Annotated in this window: 16 protein-coding genes and 1 tRNA gene; 6 read left to right on the top strand and 11 right to left on the bottom strand. The window is 59.3% G+C overall.

Features of this window, described 5'->3' with window-relative positions; all coding sequences use genetic code 11:
* Positions 1-3: 3 nt before the first annotated feature.
* Positions 4-723 (bottom strand): DNA/RNA nuclease SfsA, encoded by a 720-nt coding sequence (gene sfsA, locus CYA_RS02180; protein ID WP_011429372.1) that lies wholly within the window; start codon positions 721-723, stop codon positions 4-6.
* A 190-nt stretch (positions 724-913) separates the two neighbouring features.
* On the opposite strand from sfsA, the gene CYA_RS02175 reads away from it, so the two are divergent.
* Entirely contained in the window at positions 914-1510 is a 597-nt protein-coding gene (locus CYA_RS02175) for an NYN domain-containing protein (RefSeq protein WP_011429371.1), read from the top strand.
* A 34-nt stretch (positions 1511-1544) separates the two neighbouring features.
* On the opposite strand, the gene CYA_RS02170 is transcribed toward CYA_RS02175, so the two are convergent.
* From CYA_RS02170 to CYA_RS02160, 3 genes are read right to left on the bottom strand one after another with little or no spacing between them, the layout of a single operon-like run.
* A complete protein-coding gene (locus CYA_RS02170) occupies positions 1545-2804 on the bottom strand; it encodes a bifunctional cobalt-precorrin-7 (C(5))-methyltransferase/cobalt-precorrin-6B (C(15))-methyltransferase (protein WP_011429370.1) in 1260 nt (419 codons plus the stop codon).
* Positions 2805-3692, bottom strand: coding sequence for a hypothetical protein (locus tag CYA_RS02165; protein WP_228375411.1), 888 nt, complete (start codon positions 3690-3692; stop codon positions 2805-2807).
* Positions 3693-3725: 33 nt separating this feature from the next.
* Positions 3726-4355, bottom strand: coding sequence for a cobalt-precorrin-8X methylmutase (locus CYA_RS02160; RefSeq protein ID WP_011429368.1), 630 nt, complete (start codon positions 4353-4355; stop codon positions 3726-3728).
* A gap of 493 nt (positions 4356-4848) precedes the next feature.
* On the opposite strand from CYA_RS02160, the gene CYA_RS02155 reads away from it, so the two are divergent.
* Complete coding sequence (locus tag CYA_RS02155) at positions 4849-5919, top strand: alpha/beta fold hydrolase (protein WP_011429366.1); 1071 nt, start codon at positions 4849-4851, stop codon at positions 5917-5919.
* Positions 5920-6060: 141 nt separating this feature from the next.
* On the opposite strand, the gene CYA_RS02150 is transcribed toward CYA_RS02155, so the two are convergent.
* From CYA_RS02150 to rimP, 3 genes are all read right to left on the bottom strand, one after another.
* The gene (locus CYA_RS02150; protein WP_011429365.1) at positions 6061-6708 is read right to left on the bottom strand and encodes a flavin prenyltransferase UbiX; all 648 of its coding nucleotides are present in this window, start codon (positions 6706-6708) and stop codon (positions 6061-6063) included.
* Between the two features lie 55 nt (positions 6709-6763).
* Complete coding sequence (gene nusA, locus CYA_RS02145) at positions 6764-8131, bottom strand: transcription termination factor NusA (RefSeq protein ID WP_011429364.1); 1368 nt, start codon at positions 8129-8131, stop codon at positions 6764-6766.
* A 159-nt stretch (positions 8132-8290) separates the two neighbouring features.
* Positions 8291-8764, bottom strand: coding sequence for a ribosome maturation factor RimP (gene rimP, locus CYA_RS02140; RefSeq protein ID WP_011429363.1), 474 nt, complete (start codon positions 8762-8764; stop codon positions 8291-8293).
* A 321-nt stretch (positions 8765-9085) separates the two neighbouring features.
* On the opposite strand from rimP, the gene CYA_RS02135 reads away from it, so the two are divergent.
* Positions 9086-9601 carry a TIGR02652 family protein gene (locus CYA_RS02135; RefSeq protein WP_011429361.1) on the top strand — a complete coding sequence of 172 codons (516 nt, stop codon included), beginning with the start codon at positions 9086-9088 and terminating at the stop codon, positions 9599-9601.
* Positions 9602-9707: 106 nt separating this feature from the next.
* Entirely contained in the window at positions 9708-10118 is a 411-nt protein-coding gene (locus CYA_RS02130; protein WP_011429359.1) for a DUF29 domain-containing protein, read from the top strand.
* A gap of 112 nt (positions 10119-10230) precedes the next feature.
* On the opposite strand, the gene CYA_RS02125 is transcribed toward CYA_RS02130, so the two are convergent.
* A tRNA-Met gene (locus CYA_RS02125) sits at positions 10231-10302 on the bottom strand.
* 59 nt (positions 10303-10361) lie between these two features.
* Here CYA_RS02125 and CYA_RS02120 point away from each other — a divergent pair.
* The gene (locus tag CYA_RS02120) at positions 10362-10907 is read left to right on the top strand and encodes a GDYXXLXY domain-containing protein (protein WP_011429358.1); all 546 of its coding nucleotides are present in this window, start codon (positions 10362-10364) and stop codon (positions 10905-10907) included.
* Positions 10908-10943: 36 nt separating this feature from the next.
* Here the strand turns inward: CYA_RS02120 and CYA_RS02115 are convergent, their stop codons facing one another.
* Genes CYA_RS02115 through CYA_RS02105 form a run of 3 tightly spaced genes read right to left on the bottom strand, consistent with a single transcriptional unit; the run spans position 10944 to position 15157 of the window.
* Entirely contained in the window at positions 10944-11588 is a 645-nt protein-coding gene (locus CYA_RS02115) for a hypothetical protein (RefSeq protein ID WP_011429357.1), read from the bottom strand.
* Positions 11581-12903: an AAA family ATPase gene (locus CYA_RS02110; RefSeq protein WP_011429356.1), complete on the bottom strand. Its 1323-nt coding sequence runs from the start codon at positions 12901-12903 to the stop codon at positions 11581-11583. Before CYA_RS02110 ends, CYA_RS02115 begins: the two co-directional genes overlap by 8 nt.
* 46 nt (positions 12904-12949) lie before the next feature.
* Positions 12950-15157: a transketolase gene (locus tag CYA_RS02105; RefSeq protein ID WP_011429355.1), complete on the bottom strand. Its 2208-nt coding sequence runs from the start codon at positions 15155-15157 to the stop codon at positions 12950-12952.
* Between the two features lie 724 nt (positions 15158-15881).
* On the opposite strand from CYA_RS02105, the gene CYA_RS02100 reads away from it, so the two are divergent.
* Positions 15882-16307 (top strand): hypothetical protein, encoded by a 426-nt coding sequence (locus CYA_RS02100; protein ID WP_228375410.1) that lies wholly within the window; start codon positions 15882-15884, stop codon positions 16305-16307.
* The last annotated feature ends 191 nt before the right edge of the window (positions 16308-16498 follow it).

Here is a 16498-nt window from a genome sequence, read left to right as displayed (position 1 = left end):
CGCTCAGGCCACTATTTTGGCCAAACCCAGCGGACGGATCCCCTGTGGCGAGACCGCGATCCGGTAGGGCAGCACCTCAACCCCAGCCTGCAGCGCCTGGCGAAACAGATGGGCATAGCGGGGATCCCGTTCTTCGCCGGGGGCAAACTCGGTGCAATCGGCGCGGTTGATCCAATACAGCAGCAGAGCCCGCTGCCCTTGCCGGCGGATCTCGATGAGATCTTCCAGGTGCTTTTGGCCGCGAGTCGTCACCGTATCGGGAAACAGGGCGCGGGATCCCACGGCCCAAGTGGTATTTTTAACCTCTAGGTAGGCCAAGCCAGAGTCTCCCATCAGCAGGAAGTCGATTTTGCTCCTGCCGCAAGTCACTTCCCGTTGCCAGCGGGAGAACTCCGCCAATTGGGGAAACCACCCTCGTGCCAGCCCCCATTCCACCAGGCGATTGGGCAGGCCGGTGTTGATCCCCACCCACACCCCTTCCACCTGGATCATCTCCCAGGTGTAGGCCAATTTGCGCTTGGGATCGGGGTGATAGGAGAGGTACACAGGCGCTCCCACCTGGCAAACCCCCGTCATCGGCCCGGTGTTGGGGCAGTGAGCGGTTACCGGTTGCCCATTTTCCAGCTCCACCTCGGCAAAGAAGCGCCGGTAGCGGCTGCGCAACACCCCCCTGCGCAAGGGGGTGGAAAAACAGTAAGGGGGCGGCCCCTCTTGGGCGGGCATCTGCAAGCGTCCTCCGGTGAGTATTTTTCTTTAGGATTTTGGAAGTCTTCCGGGTGGAGGGAGCTTCCTGCGCTAGGGTAAATGACGTATCTCTCCAGCCAGGGCCTTTTTTGCCGACGCCTTGTTCCTATAGCTTTTAATACTTTATCTTTTTCTATCCCTTTGCCAAAACTTGGAGAAGAAAGCCCGAATGTTGCGTCTTGATCCTGAGCCCGGCTTTCAGCCCCCGGATCCCTTCCAGGACGACCGTGGGCGCGTGGCCATCTTTATCGACGGATCCAACCTCTTCTATGCCGCCCTACAGATGGGCATTGAGATCGACTACACCCGCCTGCTGAAGACGCTGACCGGCCGTTCTCCCCTCCTGCGCTCCTTTTTCTACACCGGCGTCGATCGCAACAACGAAAAGCAGCAGGGGTTTTTGCTCTGGATGCGCCGCAACGGCTACCGTGTGGTTACCAAAGAGCTGACCCAACTGCCCGATGGCTCCAAGCGGGCCAATCTAGATGTGGAAATCGCTGTGGACATGTTGTCGCTGGTGCGCTGGTACGAGACGGCGGTGCTGGTGAGCGGCGATGGGGATCTGGCCTATGCAGTCAATGCCGTCAGCTACCAAGGGGCGCGGGTGGAGGTAGTTAGCCTGCGCTCGATGACCAGCGACCAGCTAATTAACTTGGCGGATCGCTACATCGACCTGGAGTCCATCAAGGATCAAATTAAGAAGACCAACCGCCCCTCCTACCTGTACCGACCGAGCTTCACCACCGATGAGGAGGACGAGGGGTAAATTGCCCCCAGCTGGGGGCAGGGCGACGAGGCCGTTACTGCAACCTCAAATTTGAAGGGATCCCTTGCAGCAGGTAAACGGGGTTGAGCGGGGAAAAGCGGGTGCCCTCGGCCAAGGCCGTGGAACGGGAGATCTGGATGTGTTCCACCCGCACCTGCCAGCTCCGCGAGCGCAGCCATTGCAGAGCTTCGCTGCAGGTTTCCAGGGTGGCGAAGTTAGCCACCAAGATCCCCTCAGGCCGCAGGCGGGCCGCCACCGCCGGCAGCAGATCGCGGATCCCTTTGCCGCCTCCCCCCAGCAACACCCGCTCCGGATCCGGCAGGTCGGCCAGCACCCGGGGCGCTGTCCCCGGGATCACGTGCAGGTTTTCCAGATCGAAGCGTTGGCGGTTGCGCCGGATAAGACAAATGCCTGTGGCGTTGCGCTCGATGGCATAGACCTGGAGCTGGGGGGAGAGGCGGGCGATCTCCACGGCTACGGAACCGGTGCCGGCCCCGATATCCCACACCACTCCCTGCCGCGGCAGTTGCAGCGCCCCCAGCGTGAGCAGTCGGATGGGCTGCTTGGTGATCAGGCCGGGCTGGTCGGGAAAGGTGTGGAACTGGTCGTCCGGGATCCCCACCAAAGGCCAGCGGCGGGGATCCGGTTCCGGCTCAACGCGCCGCAACACCACCAAGTTGGGGCTGGGGAAGGCAGATTTCTCCCCTTCTTGCAGGGGCAGGATCTGCTCGTGGGGGGATCCCAGTTGGCTGCACACCCAGCCCTGGTAGCGCACCGGCAGCCGCAGGTCGGCGATAAACTGGGCCACCGCCGCCGGGGTGTGCTCCGGATCGGTCAGGGCCACAATAAGAGGGGATCCCTGCCTAAGGGCGTCTTGCAACCGCTCCACCCCCCGCCCGTGCAGGCTGAGGATGGTGGCCTCCTGCCAGGGGATCTGCAGGCGGTTGAGGGCCAACTGCACTGAGCTGACTTGGGGATAAAAGGCCAGTTGCTCCGCCGGGAAGTACTGCGTTAACAGGCGCCCAATCCCAAAAAACAGCGGATCCCCGCTGGCCAACAAAACCAGGGATCCCTGCGCCAGCTCCTTTTGCAAAAGCGGGATCCAACTTTCCACTGGTCCAGTAAGCCGGATCTGGCGGGCCGGATGGTCAGCAAAGTGCTGCAGCAAGCTGGAGGGCCCGGCCAAGGTTTGCGCTTGGGAGAGGGGGGGAATCGCCCAAGAGGCCACCGAGCCATCTGCTGCTACCCCTATAACCGCAAGCTGAGGTGATCGGCCAGATGTTGTCGTAGCCATCTAGCGTTCGACAGGCGGGTGGTACTGGCGCATGTGGTTGAGAAAATCCAGGCGCAACTCCGCCACTTCCCGCTGCATCTCCCGCATTTCCCGAATAAAGCCCAGATGAGCCTCGATCAGGCGGCCATCCCGCTCCCGGAATTGCTCCATCATCAGGGCTTGCGCCTCCCTCAGCTCGGCAAAGCCGGCCTGCATATCGCGGCGGGATTCCTGGATGGCCCTCTCCAGCTCATCTCCCCGCTCTTCGTTCTGGCGAATCCGCTCCTGGTTGTGCTGAATCAGCGTCCGGATCTCCTGGATTTCGGTCTGGAGCTGGGCTTCGATGGCCTGCCGCTCGGCTCGCATTGCGGCCATCTGGACCTCAAAGCGCTCGGCAGCCCGCTGCTGCTCAGTTCGGATCTCGGCGATCTCGGCAGAGAAACGCTCGGCGGCCCGCTGCTGCTCGGCCCGGATCTCGGCAATTTGGGCTGCAAAGGCCTGCCGCATCTCCGTCATCTGAGCCTCAAAGCGCTCGGCAGCCCGCTGCTGCTCAGTTCGGATCTCGGCGATCTCGGCGGAGAAACGCTCGGCGGCCCGCTGCTGCTCGGCTCGGATCTCGGCAATTTGGGCTGCAAAGGCCTGCCGCATCTCCGTCATCTGAGCCTCAAAGCGCTCGGCAGCCCGCTGCTGCTCAGTTCGGATCTCGGCGATCTCGGCGGAGAAACGCTCGGCGGCCCGCTGCTGCTCGGCTCGGATCTCGGCAATTTGGGCTGCAAAGGCCTGCCGCATCTCCGTCATCTGGGCCTCAAACCGCTCGGCAGCTCTCTGCTGTTCGGCTCGGATCTCTTGAAGCTGTTCTTGTTGAAGCTGAAGGTTGCGGATCAGCCACTCCTCTTGTTCGGGGGTCATGGGAAAGGTCTGAAGATGTCGTTCCAATTCTAGTCAGTTGGGGATGGGATCCCGGCGGGCGGCCAGCAGTAGGGCATTGACGATGGCAGCGGCCACCGGGGATCCGCCTTTGCGGCCCTCCACCCGAATCTGGGGGACATCCGTTTGCGCTAGCGCCCGTTTGGCCTCTTCCACTGCCACAAAGCCCACTGGCACCCCGATCACCAGGCTGGGCCGGATCCGCTGGGCCCGCATCTCTTCCACCAGCGCCAGCAGCGCCGTGGGCGCGTTGCCGACGACAAAGATCGCTTCCGGGTAGCGCCGGGCTACCTTGACCATCCCCTGGGCCGTGCGCGTTTGCCCGGCTTCAAGAGGCTCTTCTGCCCAGTCCAAAGCGCAATGGAGCGGGATCCCCTGCGCCGCGAGGCCAGCTTGGATCCCGGCGGCCACCATCCGCACATCCACCACCAGCGGCCGCCGTTGCCGCAGGGCCGCCAGTCCCGCCTCAACTGCCGTGGGGCTGAACACAAAGCGATCCCGCAGCTCGAAGTCAGCGGTGGCGTGGATGGCGCGGCGCACGATCTCATAGGGGATCCCTTGCCAGGGGTGGGGGCCGATCTCTTGGTCAATCTGGCGGAAGCTGGCCGCTGTAATGGGGTCTATCCAAGCTGTTTCATCCATCATGGGATCGGTAGGCAGAGCCACATCTGGCAGGAGGGTTTTCTCCATCCTGTTGACGCAAGCGGTTTTGTTTGGAAAAAGGGGTGGGGAATGTCCAGAAAAAGCCGCTCAAGAGGGTTATCTGAGAGAAACGCCCCTCCAGTCCACTCTAGACGCCCTCCAGCAACCGCTAAGATCGGTCTATCCTGATGGAGGTGGGCCTGCTGTTGTCACATACAAAAGGATAGCTTGGTAGCCCCGCACTTTAGTGCGGGGCGGAAAAGCCCGCTAGCGACTTTAGTTGCTAACTGCTATAATCCTAGCCAGACCAGGGGAAAACGCTAACTACGGTGAAAAACCCGAGCAGCAACAAATCCTCTGGAGCGAGAAGTAAGCAGAACCTTAGGGCTTTGCCTTAAGGAACTGTCTAGAGGCGCTTTGACAACGCCGTTATGGGTTCTTTTGTGGACTGCGTAAGAATCCCCCGCCTTTAGGCGGTGGGAGTGTCAATCCTCCCTTGCCTGAACATAACCCTCCTTCTTCTTCTCCCTCTGCTGCTGTCGGCGGGGCAGGTTTCCCCTCCCCTGCGACGCCCCCCTCTTCGGTCGGCAGCAGGGATCCCGTCTCAGGGCTTCCTCGCTATGGTCATTCCCAAACCTGGCTCTGGCGCGGCTGGCCTATTCATTTCACCTACACCCCCAGTCGCGCCCAAACCGCCAGCGGCCAGGTGAACTTGACGGCGGCTCCGGCCATCTTGATCCATGGCTTTGGGGCCTCGGTGGGCCATTGGCGCCACAACATTGTTCCTCTGGGATCCCAGCGCTCCGTCTATGCTCTCGACCTGCTGGGATTTGGCGAGAGTGCCAAGCCGGAGATCGCCTACAGCGTCGATCTGTGGGTCGAGCAGGTGTACGAGTTTTGGCGAACCCACATCCAGCAGCCCAGCCTCCTGGTAGGCCATTCCATTGGGGGCCTGGTGGGGGTGATTGTGGCTGCCCGCTATCCCCAGATGGTGAAGGGTTTGTGCTTGATCAGTTGTGCCGATGGGCCTCACCCCGAAGAATTGTCCCCTCCTTGGGATGTGTTGGTGCAGGCCCTTTGCGAAGGGATCCTGGCTGTTTTGGGCTGCCCGCTCACCTATCCTCATTTGTTTAACTGGCTGCGACAAACCGAGGTGCTGCGGGCCTGGATCAAAAATGTCTACAAGCGGGACGAGCAGGTGGACGAGGAGCTGGTGCAGATCTTCCAGAGGCCGGCCTTTGAGCCGGGGGCAGCCCACGTGTTTTTGGATAGCCTGAGGGCCATTCTCTGCCGCCGCTTCGACAGTCCCAAGCGCCTGTTGCCCACGCTCAAGATGCCCATTCTCCTCCTCTGGGGCCAGGAAGATCCGGCGGTGCCCAGCTTTTTGGCGGATCAGTTTAAGCGCTGGCAGCCGGCTCTTACGTTGGTGAAGCTGCCAGGGGTGGGCCACTGCGCTCACGACGAGCTGCCCCACTGGGTCAACACCCTCATTAGTGAGTGGGCAGCTAGCCTGGAGACTTGCCCTAACTTGTCCACCCACCTTCGCAAGAATCCCGCGGCTGGCTAGTCCAGCCAGTTCCCCTGCCCAGGTTCAGCAGTGCCCTCCCTGCTAGCGGTGAAACCTTATGTATGGATGAATGATCGCGCTAGGTGGGAACCTCCCTCTCCGGTTGGGAAAGCGGCTAGGGATGAGGGCCAAGGGATCCCTTTAGTCCTCGGGGGGCAGCTTGAGGATCTGACGCTGACGCATCCCCTGCCAGCGCTGGATGAGGTCGCTGTCGATGCCAAACTGATCCAGGGCCTTCACCACCACAAAGTCCACCAAGTCCAAGAGGGTACGCGGCTGGTGGTACCAGGCCGGAATGGCCGGGACGATGCGCGCCCCTGCCTCTGCCAGGATGGTCAGGTTGCGCAGGTGAATGAGGCTGAAGGGGGTTTCCCGCGGCACGATGACTAGGCGGCGGCCTTCTTTGAGCTGCACGTCAGCCGCCCGCTCCAGCAGGTCAGAGCTCAGCCCAGCGGCCAACTTGGCTACCGTGCCCATGCTGCATGGGATCACCAACATCCCCTGCGTGCGGTAGGAGCCGCTGGCAATGGTTGCCCCCACATCTTGCCAGCGGTGGCAGACCAAGGATCCGCCCTCGCTTTCGGCCTGCTGCCGCCAAAACTGGGCCTGCCGCTGGGGATCTGCCGGCAACGGCACCCCTTGCTCCCCTTGCCACACCTGATAGGCCGCTTTGGAGGCCACCACCTCGACGCGGTAATCCAGGCTGAGCAGAACGTGTAGGGCGCGCACGGCGTAGAGCATCCCGGAGGCGCCCGATATACCAAGGATGATCGGCTGGGAGGAGTTCAAGGGCAGGCGGAAAGGGTCTTTACCTCAGTTTACCGACTGCCGAGGCCCCTCGGCTCTAGGCCTTGGGCTGGGCGATGTCGAACTCGGCGTCGTAGTCGAAGTCCTCGTCTTCCTCGACCCAGTCTTCCTCCAGCCTATCGTCCTCTTCCAGCTCCTCCTCTAGGCGAAGCTTCTCTGGGTACTCCTCGTCCAGCCCCAAAGCGGCTCGCTCTTCCCGCCGCCGGAAGCGCTCCAAAGCCGCCGGCGTGATGAAGGGATACGGCAGCCCCTGCGCTTGCGCCTCCTCCAGCGCTGCCCGGTAGCTCTCCACTTCCTTGATGTCAATTTTCCAGCCAGTGAGGCGAGCGGCCAGGCGCACATTTTGCCCCTCTTTGCCGATGGCCAGGCTGAGCTGGTCGCTGGTCACCAGCACATGGGCCTGTTGGATCTCCGGATCCACCAACCGCACCTCCACCACCTTGGCCGGGCTGAGGGCGTTGGCGATGTAGGTGGCCGGATCCGGCGACCAGCGGATGACGTCGATCTTCTCGTTGCGCAGCTCTGCCACCACCGCCTGAATCCGGGATCCCCTTGCCCCAATACAGGCCCCCACCGGATCCACGTCCCGCTCCACGGTATCGACGGCAATCTTGGTGCGCGGCCCCACGTTGCGGGAAGGCGGGTTGGCCTCCCGCGCCACCGCCACGATGCGCACAATGTCCTCTTCGATCTCCGGCACCTCGTTGGCGAACAGGTTCACCACCAAGCCGGCGTCGGCCCGAGAAACCAAAAGCTGCGGCCCCCGCCGGGATCCCTCGTATACCTTTTTGAGGTAGACCTTCATCACCGCGTTGGGGGTGTAGCGATCGCTGGCCAACTGCTCCTTCTTGGGCAGTTCGGCTTCCACCTCCGGCTGCCCAAAACCGCTGGATACCGCCATGATCACCGTCTGCCGCTCCGTGCGCAGCACCCGTGCCTGCAACACGGTATTTTCCAGGTCGCGGAACTCTTCTTGAATCAGGCGGCGCTGCTGGTCACGCAACTTCTGGGCCAGCACCTGCTTGGTTTGGATGGCCGCCATGCGGCCAAACTCCGCCTGTTGGGGAGTGACGTCATTGGTTACTTCCCAGCCAACTTCGGCTTCCGGGTAGTCCTGCTGCACGTCGTACAGGGAGATCTCGTGATCTGGATCCCGTACCTCCTCGACAATGGTTTTGGTGGCCAAAATGCGAAAGCCCCCTGCCTCCACATCCAGCTCCACATCGAAGTTGCGGAAGTGGTCTTCTTCAAAGACGACATCTCGCTGAATGGTTTTGCGGTAGCGTTCGTAGCCCTTGAGCAGCGCCTCCCGCAAGGCGTTGGTGACCGCATGGCGGGGCAAGTTGCGCTCCCGCGAGATCATCTCCACCATTTCTGCCAAACCGGGCAGAGGCACCATCGACATAAGCTGTTGTCCTCCTAATGCAACTTAAGCTGGGATGAAACTGCTATCACTGTTGCTCCGCAATCCTGACGGGAAATGCATCGCCGCACAGCAGGCAGCTCCGACGCGAAGACAGGGCAACACACTTCGCGCTCGAACGTCCTCTCTATCCCCATTCCTCTACTCGGTTTCCGCCCCTGAGAGGACAACCCGCTGCACCGAGGCGCGGGGCAACTGCACGCGCCGTCCCTTGAGGGATAGGGCAACTTTCTCCTCATCCCGACCCAGCAGATGCCCTGACCAGACAGCTTTGCCCTTGTAGGGGGGATCCACCGTCACCTCCACCGCAAACCCTTTGAAAACCACAAAGTCGCGGTCGCTGATGAGGAGGTTGCTGATGCCGGGGCTGGAGACCTCCAGCACATAATGGCCGGGGATCAGATCCACTCGATCCAGCTCCACTTCCAAGGCCTGGCTCATAGCTTCGCAATCGGCGTGGCTGGTTTCCTGCTCCGGATCCAGCGGACGGATATCCACCCGCAGCACCGGCGGATACTGGTTGGTGTGAAAAACCATCTGTACCAACTCGTACCCCAGTCGAGCGGCCAAGGGACGGGCCAGACTCTCCAACTGCGGGATCAGAGGGTGAACCATAGCCAACTCATCGCCAACTCGGTGTAACGGCCAGATCCCAGCCCAGCGAAGCTGGAGCCGGCAGCGGGGGCATCTTCCCCCTAAAAAAGCAAAGAAGTGGGCGCTACCCACTCCCCGTTATCATTGCGGAGATCCTTGGGAATCTACCTGCCGTCGCGGGGGGCTTTGGGCAGGCTTTTCCCTGGCTATGATCTTAGAATACTTTGTCGGATTTGGCCAGAGGGATCCGCGTGAGCCAGATCTGCAAAAGGCCACACCTATAATTAATGTGGACAGCCGCGGATTTGCCCAGACACCCAGCCGCATTCTGTGGGGTTTCCTATGACCGTTGCTTTCTCCTATCCCATCTTTGGCCCCAGCATTCAATGCCCCCACTGTCGGCAGACGATTGCGGCCCTTACCCTGACCGATACCTACCTCTGCCATCGCCACGGCGCCTTTGAGGCAGATCCCGAGCAAGAGGAGCTGGTTCACCTGCAATCAGGGCGGCGTTGGCGCCTCTGGGAAGGCCGCTGGTACCGCCAGCACACCCATGCCGATGGGATCCGCTTCGAGATTCACGAAGAGCTGGATCGCCTGCGCATGCAGGGGATGCGGGCCACGCAGGTGATCGTGGCCGAGCGCTACCGCTCTTTGCTCACCCCCTACCTGGAGCAGGGATCCCAGCGGCGCCCCGGCCCACCCCGCCTCTACGGCCTGCCGGTTAGCTTCAGCTCCCAGCTTCCTGAAGGAGCCGGTGGCTCGCCGCAGCGCTGGCGGGTGATCAACTTCGAGCTGATCTGCGAGCTGGATCCGGCCATGCGACAGCCGCAATCCCGGCTGCAGTTCTGTGACTAGCCCTGAGAAAGGCAAGGTCGGGCTTTAGAAGCGGCTAACCTGCCTGGGATCCCCCCTCCGGCTCAGGGGAGGCTATACCCCAGTAGGTGTAGCCGACCCACTTTGGTTGGCTAGGCATGTAGAATTGTTCCAACTGCTCAAAGCGAAACCCTGCCTCTCGGAGCGAGCGGGCCATCTGGCAGAGGAAATCGAGGCTTTGGGCAGGCAAGAGCGCCGCGAATTGGTCAATCGCTTGGGGATCCTGCCGGGACACCTCCTCAAGGGGCAGTTCCAGCTCCAGCTTCGCGGCAAAAGTTGGCGGGCAACTATTAGCGAACAACGTCGCCAAATCCAGCAATTGCTCAAAGAGAGTCCTAGCCTAAAGCCTGAGCTTTTGGCAGCTCTGCCAGAGGCTTACCAAGACGGGATCCTGTTGGTGGTGAAAGAAACGCCGCTCTCGGAAGAGGATCTGCCCGCCGAGTGTCCCTACACGCTTGAGCAGGTAATGGATCTCGGCTTTTATCCGGGATCGGAATAGCTCAAGGGGCTTTGCTCGCCCTTGGAAGTGCCGCCTCTTGCAACCTGAGAGCAAAAGCCGGAGCTCCAGCTTAACTGTCCTCCACAAGCTGTAACCAGAGCCTTAGGAAGGATGGCTCAGGCGTGATTTGAACACGCGACCCAGGGCTTATGAGTCCCCTGCTCTACCGCTGAGCTACTGAGCCGGGAAGATGCTTAACTAGGATAGCATCTTTGTGCAGGAAGTTGCTCTCGTCGGCTGGCAATGTCGCCTCCTTTTCTTAAGGGATCCCTGTTTTGGCTGGCCCTGGTGCTGCAGGTGGGCCTGGTTGGGCTGGTGCCAGCTCGGAAGGCGCTTACCCTTGCCACTGGCTCCCCGATCTACTTGCAGATTGCTCCTCTGGATCCCTATGACCCCTTGCGGGGCCGCTACGTAGCTTTGAGCTACACCGTTGCCCAGCTTTCCACCCTAGAGAAACTGCCCGGCTGGTCCCCTGAGCTCGCTAAGCCAGGGATCCTCTACCTGCGCTTGGCCCCTCCTGCCGGGGATCCTGCTCGACCCTGGCAGGCCATTGCCATCAGTCGCGACCGGCCCAGGGAGCTGCGGCCTGGGGAGGTTGTCCTGCAAGGGTGGTTTGATGGGCGGCAGCTTAGGTTTGGGATCGAAGAGTTTTTCATTCCAGAAGCGCTGGGCGATGATCTGGAACCAGAGATCCGCCGCAATCCAGAAACCCTGCGAGCAGAGGTGAAGGTGGATCCCTGGGGCCAGGCAGCGCTGGTGGGCCTTTGGGCGGGAAAACGACGGTACTAAAGGCCGGCCTTGTTCTGCAGGGGGGGAGGATCCCTTCTAGCCCTCTTTCTTTTTGCGGGAGCGAGTTGCGCTTGTTTTCTTGGCCCTGGCAGATGCTGTGGATTTTTTAGACGACTTCTTCTGGCTAGGAGGTGGCGCTGTAGGAGCTAGAAAAAATACTTCTTTCAGGGCCTCCAACTTTTTGCCTCGTGTAATTTTGCACCCCAGCTTGGTTATGGGGGTTAAGTCCTGCCACCAGCTCCTATCTGCCTCCGCAATTCGCGCGGCTGCAATGGTTATATCAACTCCCTTAAGGGGGGTGCCGGGCTGCTCGGCCAGGTATCTCAACGCGGCCAAGATAGTTTCTCTCGGGGCCTCTGTCAGATTCACCTTTGGGACAATTTCTCTGGTGAGGATTTGGGCCTGCTTAACCTGCTCTGGGTCGGGATCGACAACAATGCACCAGAGCCTCTCCAGCCCTGCCTCTCGAGCAACTGCATAGACAAAATGGTTACCAATGGCCTTGTACTGATAGTTGCCAGCCTCGACCACCAGCAGAGGAACCCAGTTGTGTCCTCCTGTCGCCCTTAGCTGATCTGCGGCTGCGGCAACAAGGAAGGAGGGAGCAGAAAACCCGTCGGCGGGCGTAATGCTCTCAAGGGGTAAGTTAACCAACCTACCTAGATCTGAAAACTCACTCATCGATAAAGTACTCACGGGCAAGACTCTGGTAGTATTCTAAAACTCTCCTGTCCTTAAAGACGGCAGGAACTCGATCAAACTTTGCAGAGGATATCACTGCATAGTCAGGTATCCTAAAAATGCTTTTGTTTTCATTACCTTTCTTAAAATGCGGCCAGAAATGAAGTAGATCTACACTTTTCTCCTGGTTGATAAGCTTCCATATCTCTTTGTTAGCTAGTTGAATAGTGGATTCACTTCTCGAAGAGACGCCGTTGAAAAAGGCAGGCAAAGCAATAGGGCCACCATCCTGTCGTGACCTAGCAGTTTCTGGAATAAACTGGGTGATTACTCTAGCAGCATTATTCAGGGAAGACAGATCGTCGGGGCGGGTAGGTATCAAAATAACATCGGCAGCAAAAACACCACTCTGGCTAAAGTAAAGCCATTGAGTTGGGCAGTCGATTAGGATGTAATCATACTCATTGCGAAGAGGGGCAATGAGATCGCGAAGGCGCCGAGTTCCCTTTGGGATATATGCTACTGCCCGGCTATCAGTCAACGTCTCTAGTTCAGGGTCTCTTGGGATAATGTCGAAGATGGGAATACCCCTGAGTCTATATGTTTGGACAATGGCATGGACGTCTATTTTGGGATCCTTTAAACATTGCGTCAGTGTAATTTTTCCAGGAGTGACTCCCGAACTTCCTGTCAGATCACCCTGAGAATCAAAGTCAACAACTAAGACCTTTTTTCCCTTGGTTTTTAGTGTTGCCGCAAGGTTAATGACCGTCGTTGTTTTGCCTACGCCCCCTTTATTGTTATACACGCATACAGTCAGAGCGCGCTCATAGTTTTCTATCTTGTCTCGCAAGTTACGCACTATGCTCTCAATGTTATCTGAGCTAATATCAAGGTTTGCTGTAGCGGGGTGAACGACTTTTCCGTGCTTCCTCCAAAGCTGGATGTTATTTGCATTGGTGATAATTCCCCATTTTGCAGATTTGCAGTTCTTGGCGAGCAAGTAACTTTCTATCTGACAAACTGCATCTCTATAGTAAGATCCTTCTCTGAGATTAACTGCTCTAGATTTTGCCTCCAAAAGCAAGTAGGGATTCTTCGGGGATCTCAAGAAAATATCTTCAGGATCTACGTTCTTTCTTGCTGCGAGATCGACCTGGCCGCAACCTGTCTCGAATTCTTCTCTAATTTCCAACTCGTCAAAGCCAAGCGCCTGCAGGAGAGGAACAGCAAAGCGTTGGACAACAATTCGCTCTACCCTCTCGGTGGGAGATATACTCTCAAGCTTCTCTCGGAGATAGCTAGCCTCAGTCATAGGAAAAAATAAGGTGGACAATGCTGACCAAGCTAAAAGCTCGCCCTTAGCCTAGCAGTTGCTTAGCTCGCTCCGCCAATGCCTGGGCTGTCAGGCCGTTGTAGTCCATGAGCTCAGTAGGGGTGGCGGTGGTTTCGCCGCGTTTCCAGGCAAAGATGTCGCGCGGGCCAGTGTAGCGCAGCAACAGGGGCTCCAACATCAGGCTGGAGCCGCCGGTCACGCCGATAAGGGCTTCGCCGGCAAACCAAGCGGCAAATTCTTGGTCGGACATGAATTCCCCATCTGGCTGAGCACAGGTGGACCAGGCCACGTCGACGGGGCGATAGAGGCGGCGGGGGCTGACCACAGAGACAATTTTGCTGCCGATCCCCTGGGCCTTGAGCTGTTCAGCGGCGGCAAAGACGGGCAGGAGGATCATATCCCCCACCACGGCAAAGACCACTGTGCGGGATCCGGGCACTTCCTGCAGCACGGTGCAGCCCTGCTCTACTGCTTGGCGAGCCTGTTCCAGGGTGGTGCGGATGGGCAGGGGGGTTTTGCTGGCAAAGATCGGGATCCCTTTGTTGTAGGTAGACAAGGCCCACTCGTAGGCGGCTTGGGCGCAGTTGGCGTCGGGGGGAAAGAGGGGGAAAATGTTGCCGTTGCGCATCATGGCCGCTAGGTAGGCCTCAATTTCCGGCCGCTGGTGGGTCCAGCCGTTGCGGCCTTGTTCCAGGGCTCCGGCGGTGTAGAGAGCAATGGCGGAAGGGGTGGGGCGGCGCAGCTCGGCCATCGCCTGGGTTACCGTCTGCCAGATGGGCAGGCCGTTGACGGCAAAGGATTCGTAAGAACACCACAGGGAGCGCCCGCCAAAGAGCGCCAGGCCTGCCGTCAGGCCGGCACAAGCATCTTCGCTAAGGGGTTCGTAGACCTGCCCTTGGGGCTGTTGGTTGTAGAGGGGATCCGCCGTGGGGTGGATCACTTTCAGGCCCTGGTTGACATTGGCAAGGCCAGAGGCCTCATTGCCGTCAGCGTTGGCCACCAGAAAGTCGGGGTCTTTCTGCCCCACCTGTAGCACCAGGGCGCCGATGGCAGTGGTGGAAACCTGCTTATCGCCGAGGGGGAACTCGGTTAAGTTCAGGGATCCCAGCGGCGGCAAGGGCCGGACGGACTCCGTGACAGCTACCTTGGCGGCTGGCCCGCCAGCAGCCCGTTCACAATTTTGGCGCACCAGAGCCCAAGCGGCTGGGTGCAGGGCCCGTGCCTCCAGAGCGGCCACGATGTCGGGGTGATCCAAGGTGTGGTGGGCGTAGAGGTTGTGGGATTTGGATCCCTTGGCGTGCACGCCTGCCCCCTTCAGTTGCTTGAGGATGAAAACCGTCAGGTGGCCGCCTAGAGCGCACTGGATGGCCCGTTCCATCTCTACCAGCACTCTTTGGACAAAGGCCAAGCGGGCTTCCAGGGAAAATTGGGTGCTATCCACGTAGGGGCCAGGCTGTTGGGCATCGTCGAAGTCTTTGGCATCCACCAGCACCACTTCCTCAAAGCCGTTGCCCCGCCAGTACTCGGCCATCTGAGCGTTGGTGAAGGTAGAGATCATGCTGTGGTGCTCTTGGCTGTAGCCGTTCCAGACCAGCACCGGCAGGAAGTTGGTGCGCTGCGGGAAGGCGGTGTGAAAGTGGATCATGGAGCTCATCACGTAGGGCTCCCCCAGGCCCCCATCGCCGATGGTGACGGGGAAGAGACGGTCTGGGTAAAGCAGAGCGGCGGCCATAGCAAAGTGCTGCCCCTGCCCCAGCGGCCCTGCTGGCGCCAGCAGGCCGGGGATGTAGCCCGACAGGTGCCCCAGCAGCCCTTCTCGTTCCCGAAAGCGGGCCTGCAAGTCGGCGACGGTGTGGATGCCCATTTCTGATAGGGATCCATCCAAGAACATGGCGGCATAGAATCCGGGCGCGTGGTGGCCCACTTCGGTAGGGATGTTCTTTTGGCCCAAGTACACCAAAGCGGCGTAGGCTTCCGCTTGGCTGGCAAAGCCGCCCGGGTGGCCCGAGGCTTTGCTGGCGGTCATCTGCAGCGTGAGATAGCGCAGCGCATCGGCATAGAGCAGGGTTTGGTAGGCGGCCATGCGACTGCCCGGATCCCGCAGCTTGCCGGTGGCAGCATCCACTGCAGGCTCCTGACCCAGGCGGTCGAATTCCGGCCAGGGATCGCCAAAGTAGCGGATCCCTTCGCAAAAGGCGGGGATTTGGGCGGTTGCCTCCTGAGCCAGCGTCATGGTCGAGCCTCACTCTTTGTCGGGTTACTCCTCACTTTAAACCTAATAGAGCCTCTTGGATGTTCTAAGCAGAACTCGTCTAACTGAGGCTACCCCTCTCGGCCCCCAAGTTGGTCAAGCGGTGGGTGGTGCGGCCCAACAGGCTGTTGGCAAGCTTTCGTCATCGATGACAGACGATCTGGACAAGTAAATCAAAAGGGTAGCCAAGATCCATCCTAGGGCAGAGGTTCGGTCGCGATGGCCCGTCCTCACCCTTACCTACAATATCTAGTGTCTCAAACCCTTTAATCACCTATTTTCCCACAATATACAGATGAAAATCTGCTGGCTATTGACCAGTTTCCCTTGTCCTTTACCTGGGAGGGATCGGTGCCCCTTTTTGGAAAGCTGTGGTACATTCGAGGGAGGCCAGAACTGAGCCTTTCCGAGAAGCAGGCTAGAGGCTTTTTGGAGCAAAGCAAAGGGCTGTACTGCAATGGCTTAAGTTTGTAGGGCTGTTGACTTTTTCTCGTCTTGATTGCCTGAGGTTCTCTGGTTTTGTTTGCCCGAGTCTTAGACTTGTGGGGGGTTGCTATTTTCTAGAGGATTTGCGATGGTTGCTAGCTGTTGTTGAGCATTACTTCTAATTGCTTCTTGCCTGTTGTCGATCCGCTTGCTCCCCAAGACCGACTGCTCCATGACAGACACTCGTCCTTGTGCCCCCTGTATCGTAGATAGCGGAATTTTGGTTAATAAGCGGGATATTTACCGTCTTCTGGCGGATCTGGGGCGGGTTCGCTACTTCGATATTGTCGATGGTCGGGTACGAAAGCAGGGGGAGGGCTATGTGATGGAGGTGTTTCAGGATGCAACGGCGGCTACCTTGGTGGCCAATCGCAGCCTTTATCTCAACCTAAACAGCTTTGACTACGCCTGCTTGCGGGATCCCTCCCCCTCGGAGGTGGCAGGCCTGGAGGGGGAACGGCCCAGTGTGGTGATCGATCTGGTTCAAGAGAGCCGCATCTTGCGTTTGGTGCCTTTGTCGGATCCGCTATCGGATCCTGCGCAGTTGTGGGCGGACACTCAGGCGTTGCGGGCGGCAGCAGCGGACGCTTTGGGGGCGGGTTGGAGCCTAGAAGAGGAAGACGGTTCTTCCGACCTGCTGGATTGAAAGGGCTCAAAAAAACGTGCCGCCAGGCCCATCTTCGCTCACTCTTGAGGTGACTGTTATTATTCACACTCCCACTGCCTAAAGGCAGGGGATTCTTACGCAGTCCAGGAACGGACTCGCAAGGGGGCTGTCAAGACGCTTCTAGACAGTTCCTTGGGGCAAAGCCCCAAAGTTCTGCCTACTTAGCAAGT

Source organism: Synechococcus sp. JA-3-3Ab, assembly GCF_000013205.1.
In the GTDB taxonomy this organism is placed as follows: domain Bacteria; phylum Cyanobacteriota; class Cyanobacteriia; order Thermostichales; family Thermostichaceae; genus Thermostichus.
The sequence above is the reverse complement of the archived record's forward strand: the minus strand, read 5'-3'. Positions and strand labels throughout refer to the sequence as shown.

Coding starts and splice junctions, on each gene's coding strand:
- sfsA (WP_011429372.1), bottom strand. CDS start 723: ATGCCCGCCCAAGAGGGGCCGCCCCCTTACTGTTTTTCCACCCCCTTG.
- CYA_RS02175 (WP_011429371.1), top strand. CDS start 914: ATGTTGCGTCTTGATCCTGAGCCCGGCTTTCAGCCCCCGGATCCCTTC.
- CYA_RS02170 (WP_011429370.1), bottom strand. CDS start 2,804: ATGGCTACGACAACATCTGGCCGATCACCTCAGCTTGCGGTTATAGGG.
- CYA_RS02165 (WP_228375411.1), bottom strand. CDS start 3,692: ATGACCCCCGAACAAGAGGAGTGGCTGATCCGCAACCTTCAGCTTCAA.
- CYA_RS02160 (WP_011429368.1), bottom strand. CDS start 4,355: ATGATGGATGAAACAGCTTGGATAGACCCCATTACAGCGGCCAGCTTC.
- nusA (WP_011429364.1), bottom strand. CDS start 8,131: ATGTCGATGGTGCCTCTGCCCGGTTTGGCAGAAATGGTGGAGATGATC.
- rimP (WP_011429363.1), bottom strand. CDS start 8,764: ATGGTTCACCCTCTGATCCCGCAGTTGGAGAGTCTGGCCCGTCCCTTG.
- CYA_RS02135 (WP_011429361.1), top strand. CDS start 9,086: ATGACCGTTGCTTTCTCCTATCCCATCTTTGGCCCCAGCATTCAATGC.
- CYA_RS02120 (WP_011429358.1), top strand. CDS start 10,362: ATGTCGCCTCCTTTTCTTAAGGGATCCCTGTTTTGGCTGGCCCTGGTG.
- CYA_RS02115 (WP_011429357.1), bottom strand. CDS start 11,588: ATGAGTGAGTTTTCAGATCTAGGTAGGTTGGTTAACTTACCCCTTGAG.
- CYA_RS02110 (WP_011429356.1), bottom strand. CDS start 12,903: ATGACTGAGGCTAGCTATCTCCGAGAGAAGCTTGAGAGTATATCTCCC.
- CYA_RS02105 (WP_011429355.1), bottom strand. CDS start 15,157: ATGACGCTGGCTCAGGAGGCAACCGCCCAAATCCCCGCCTTTTGCGAA.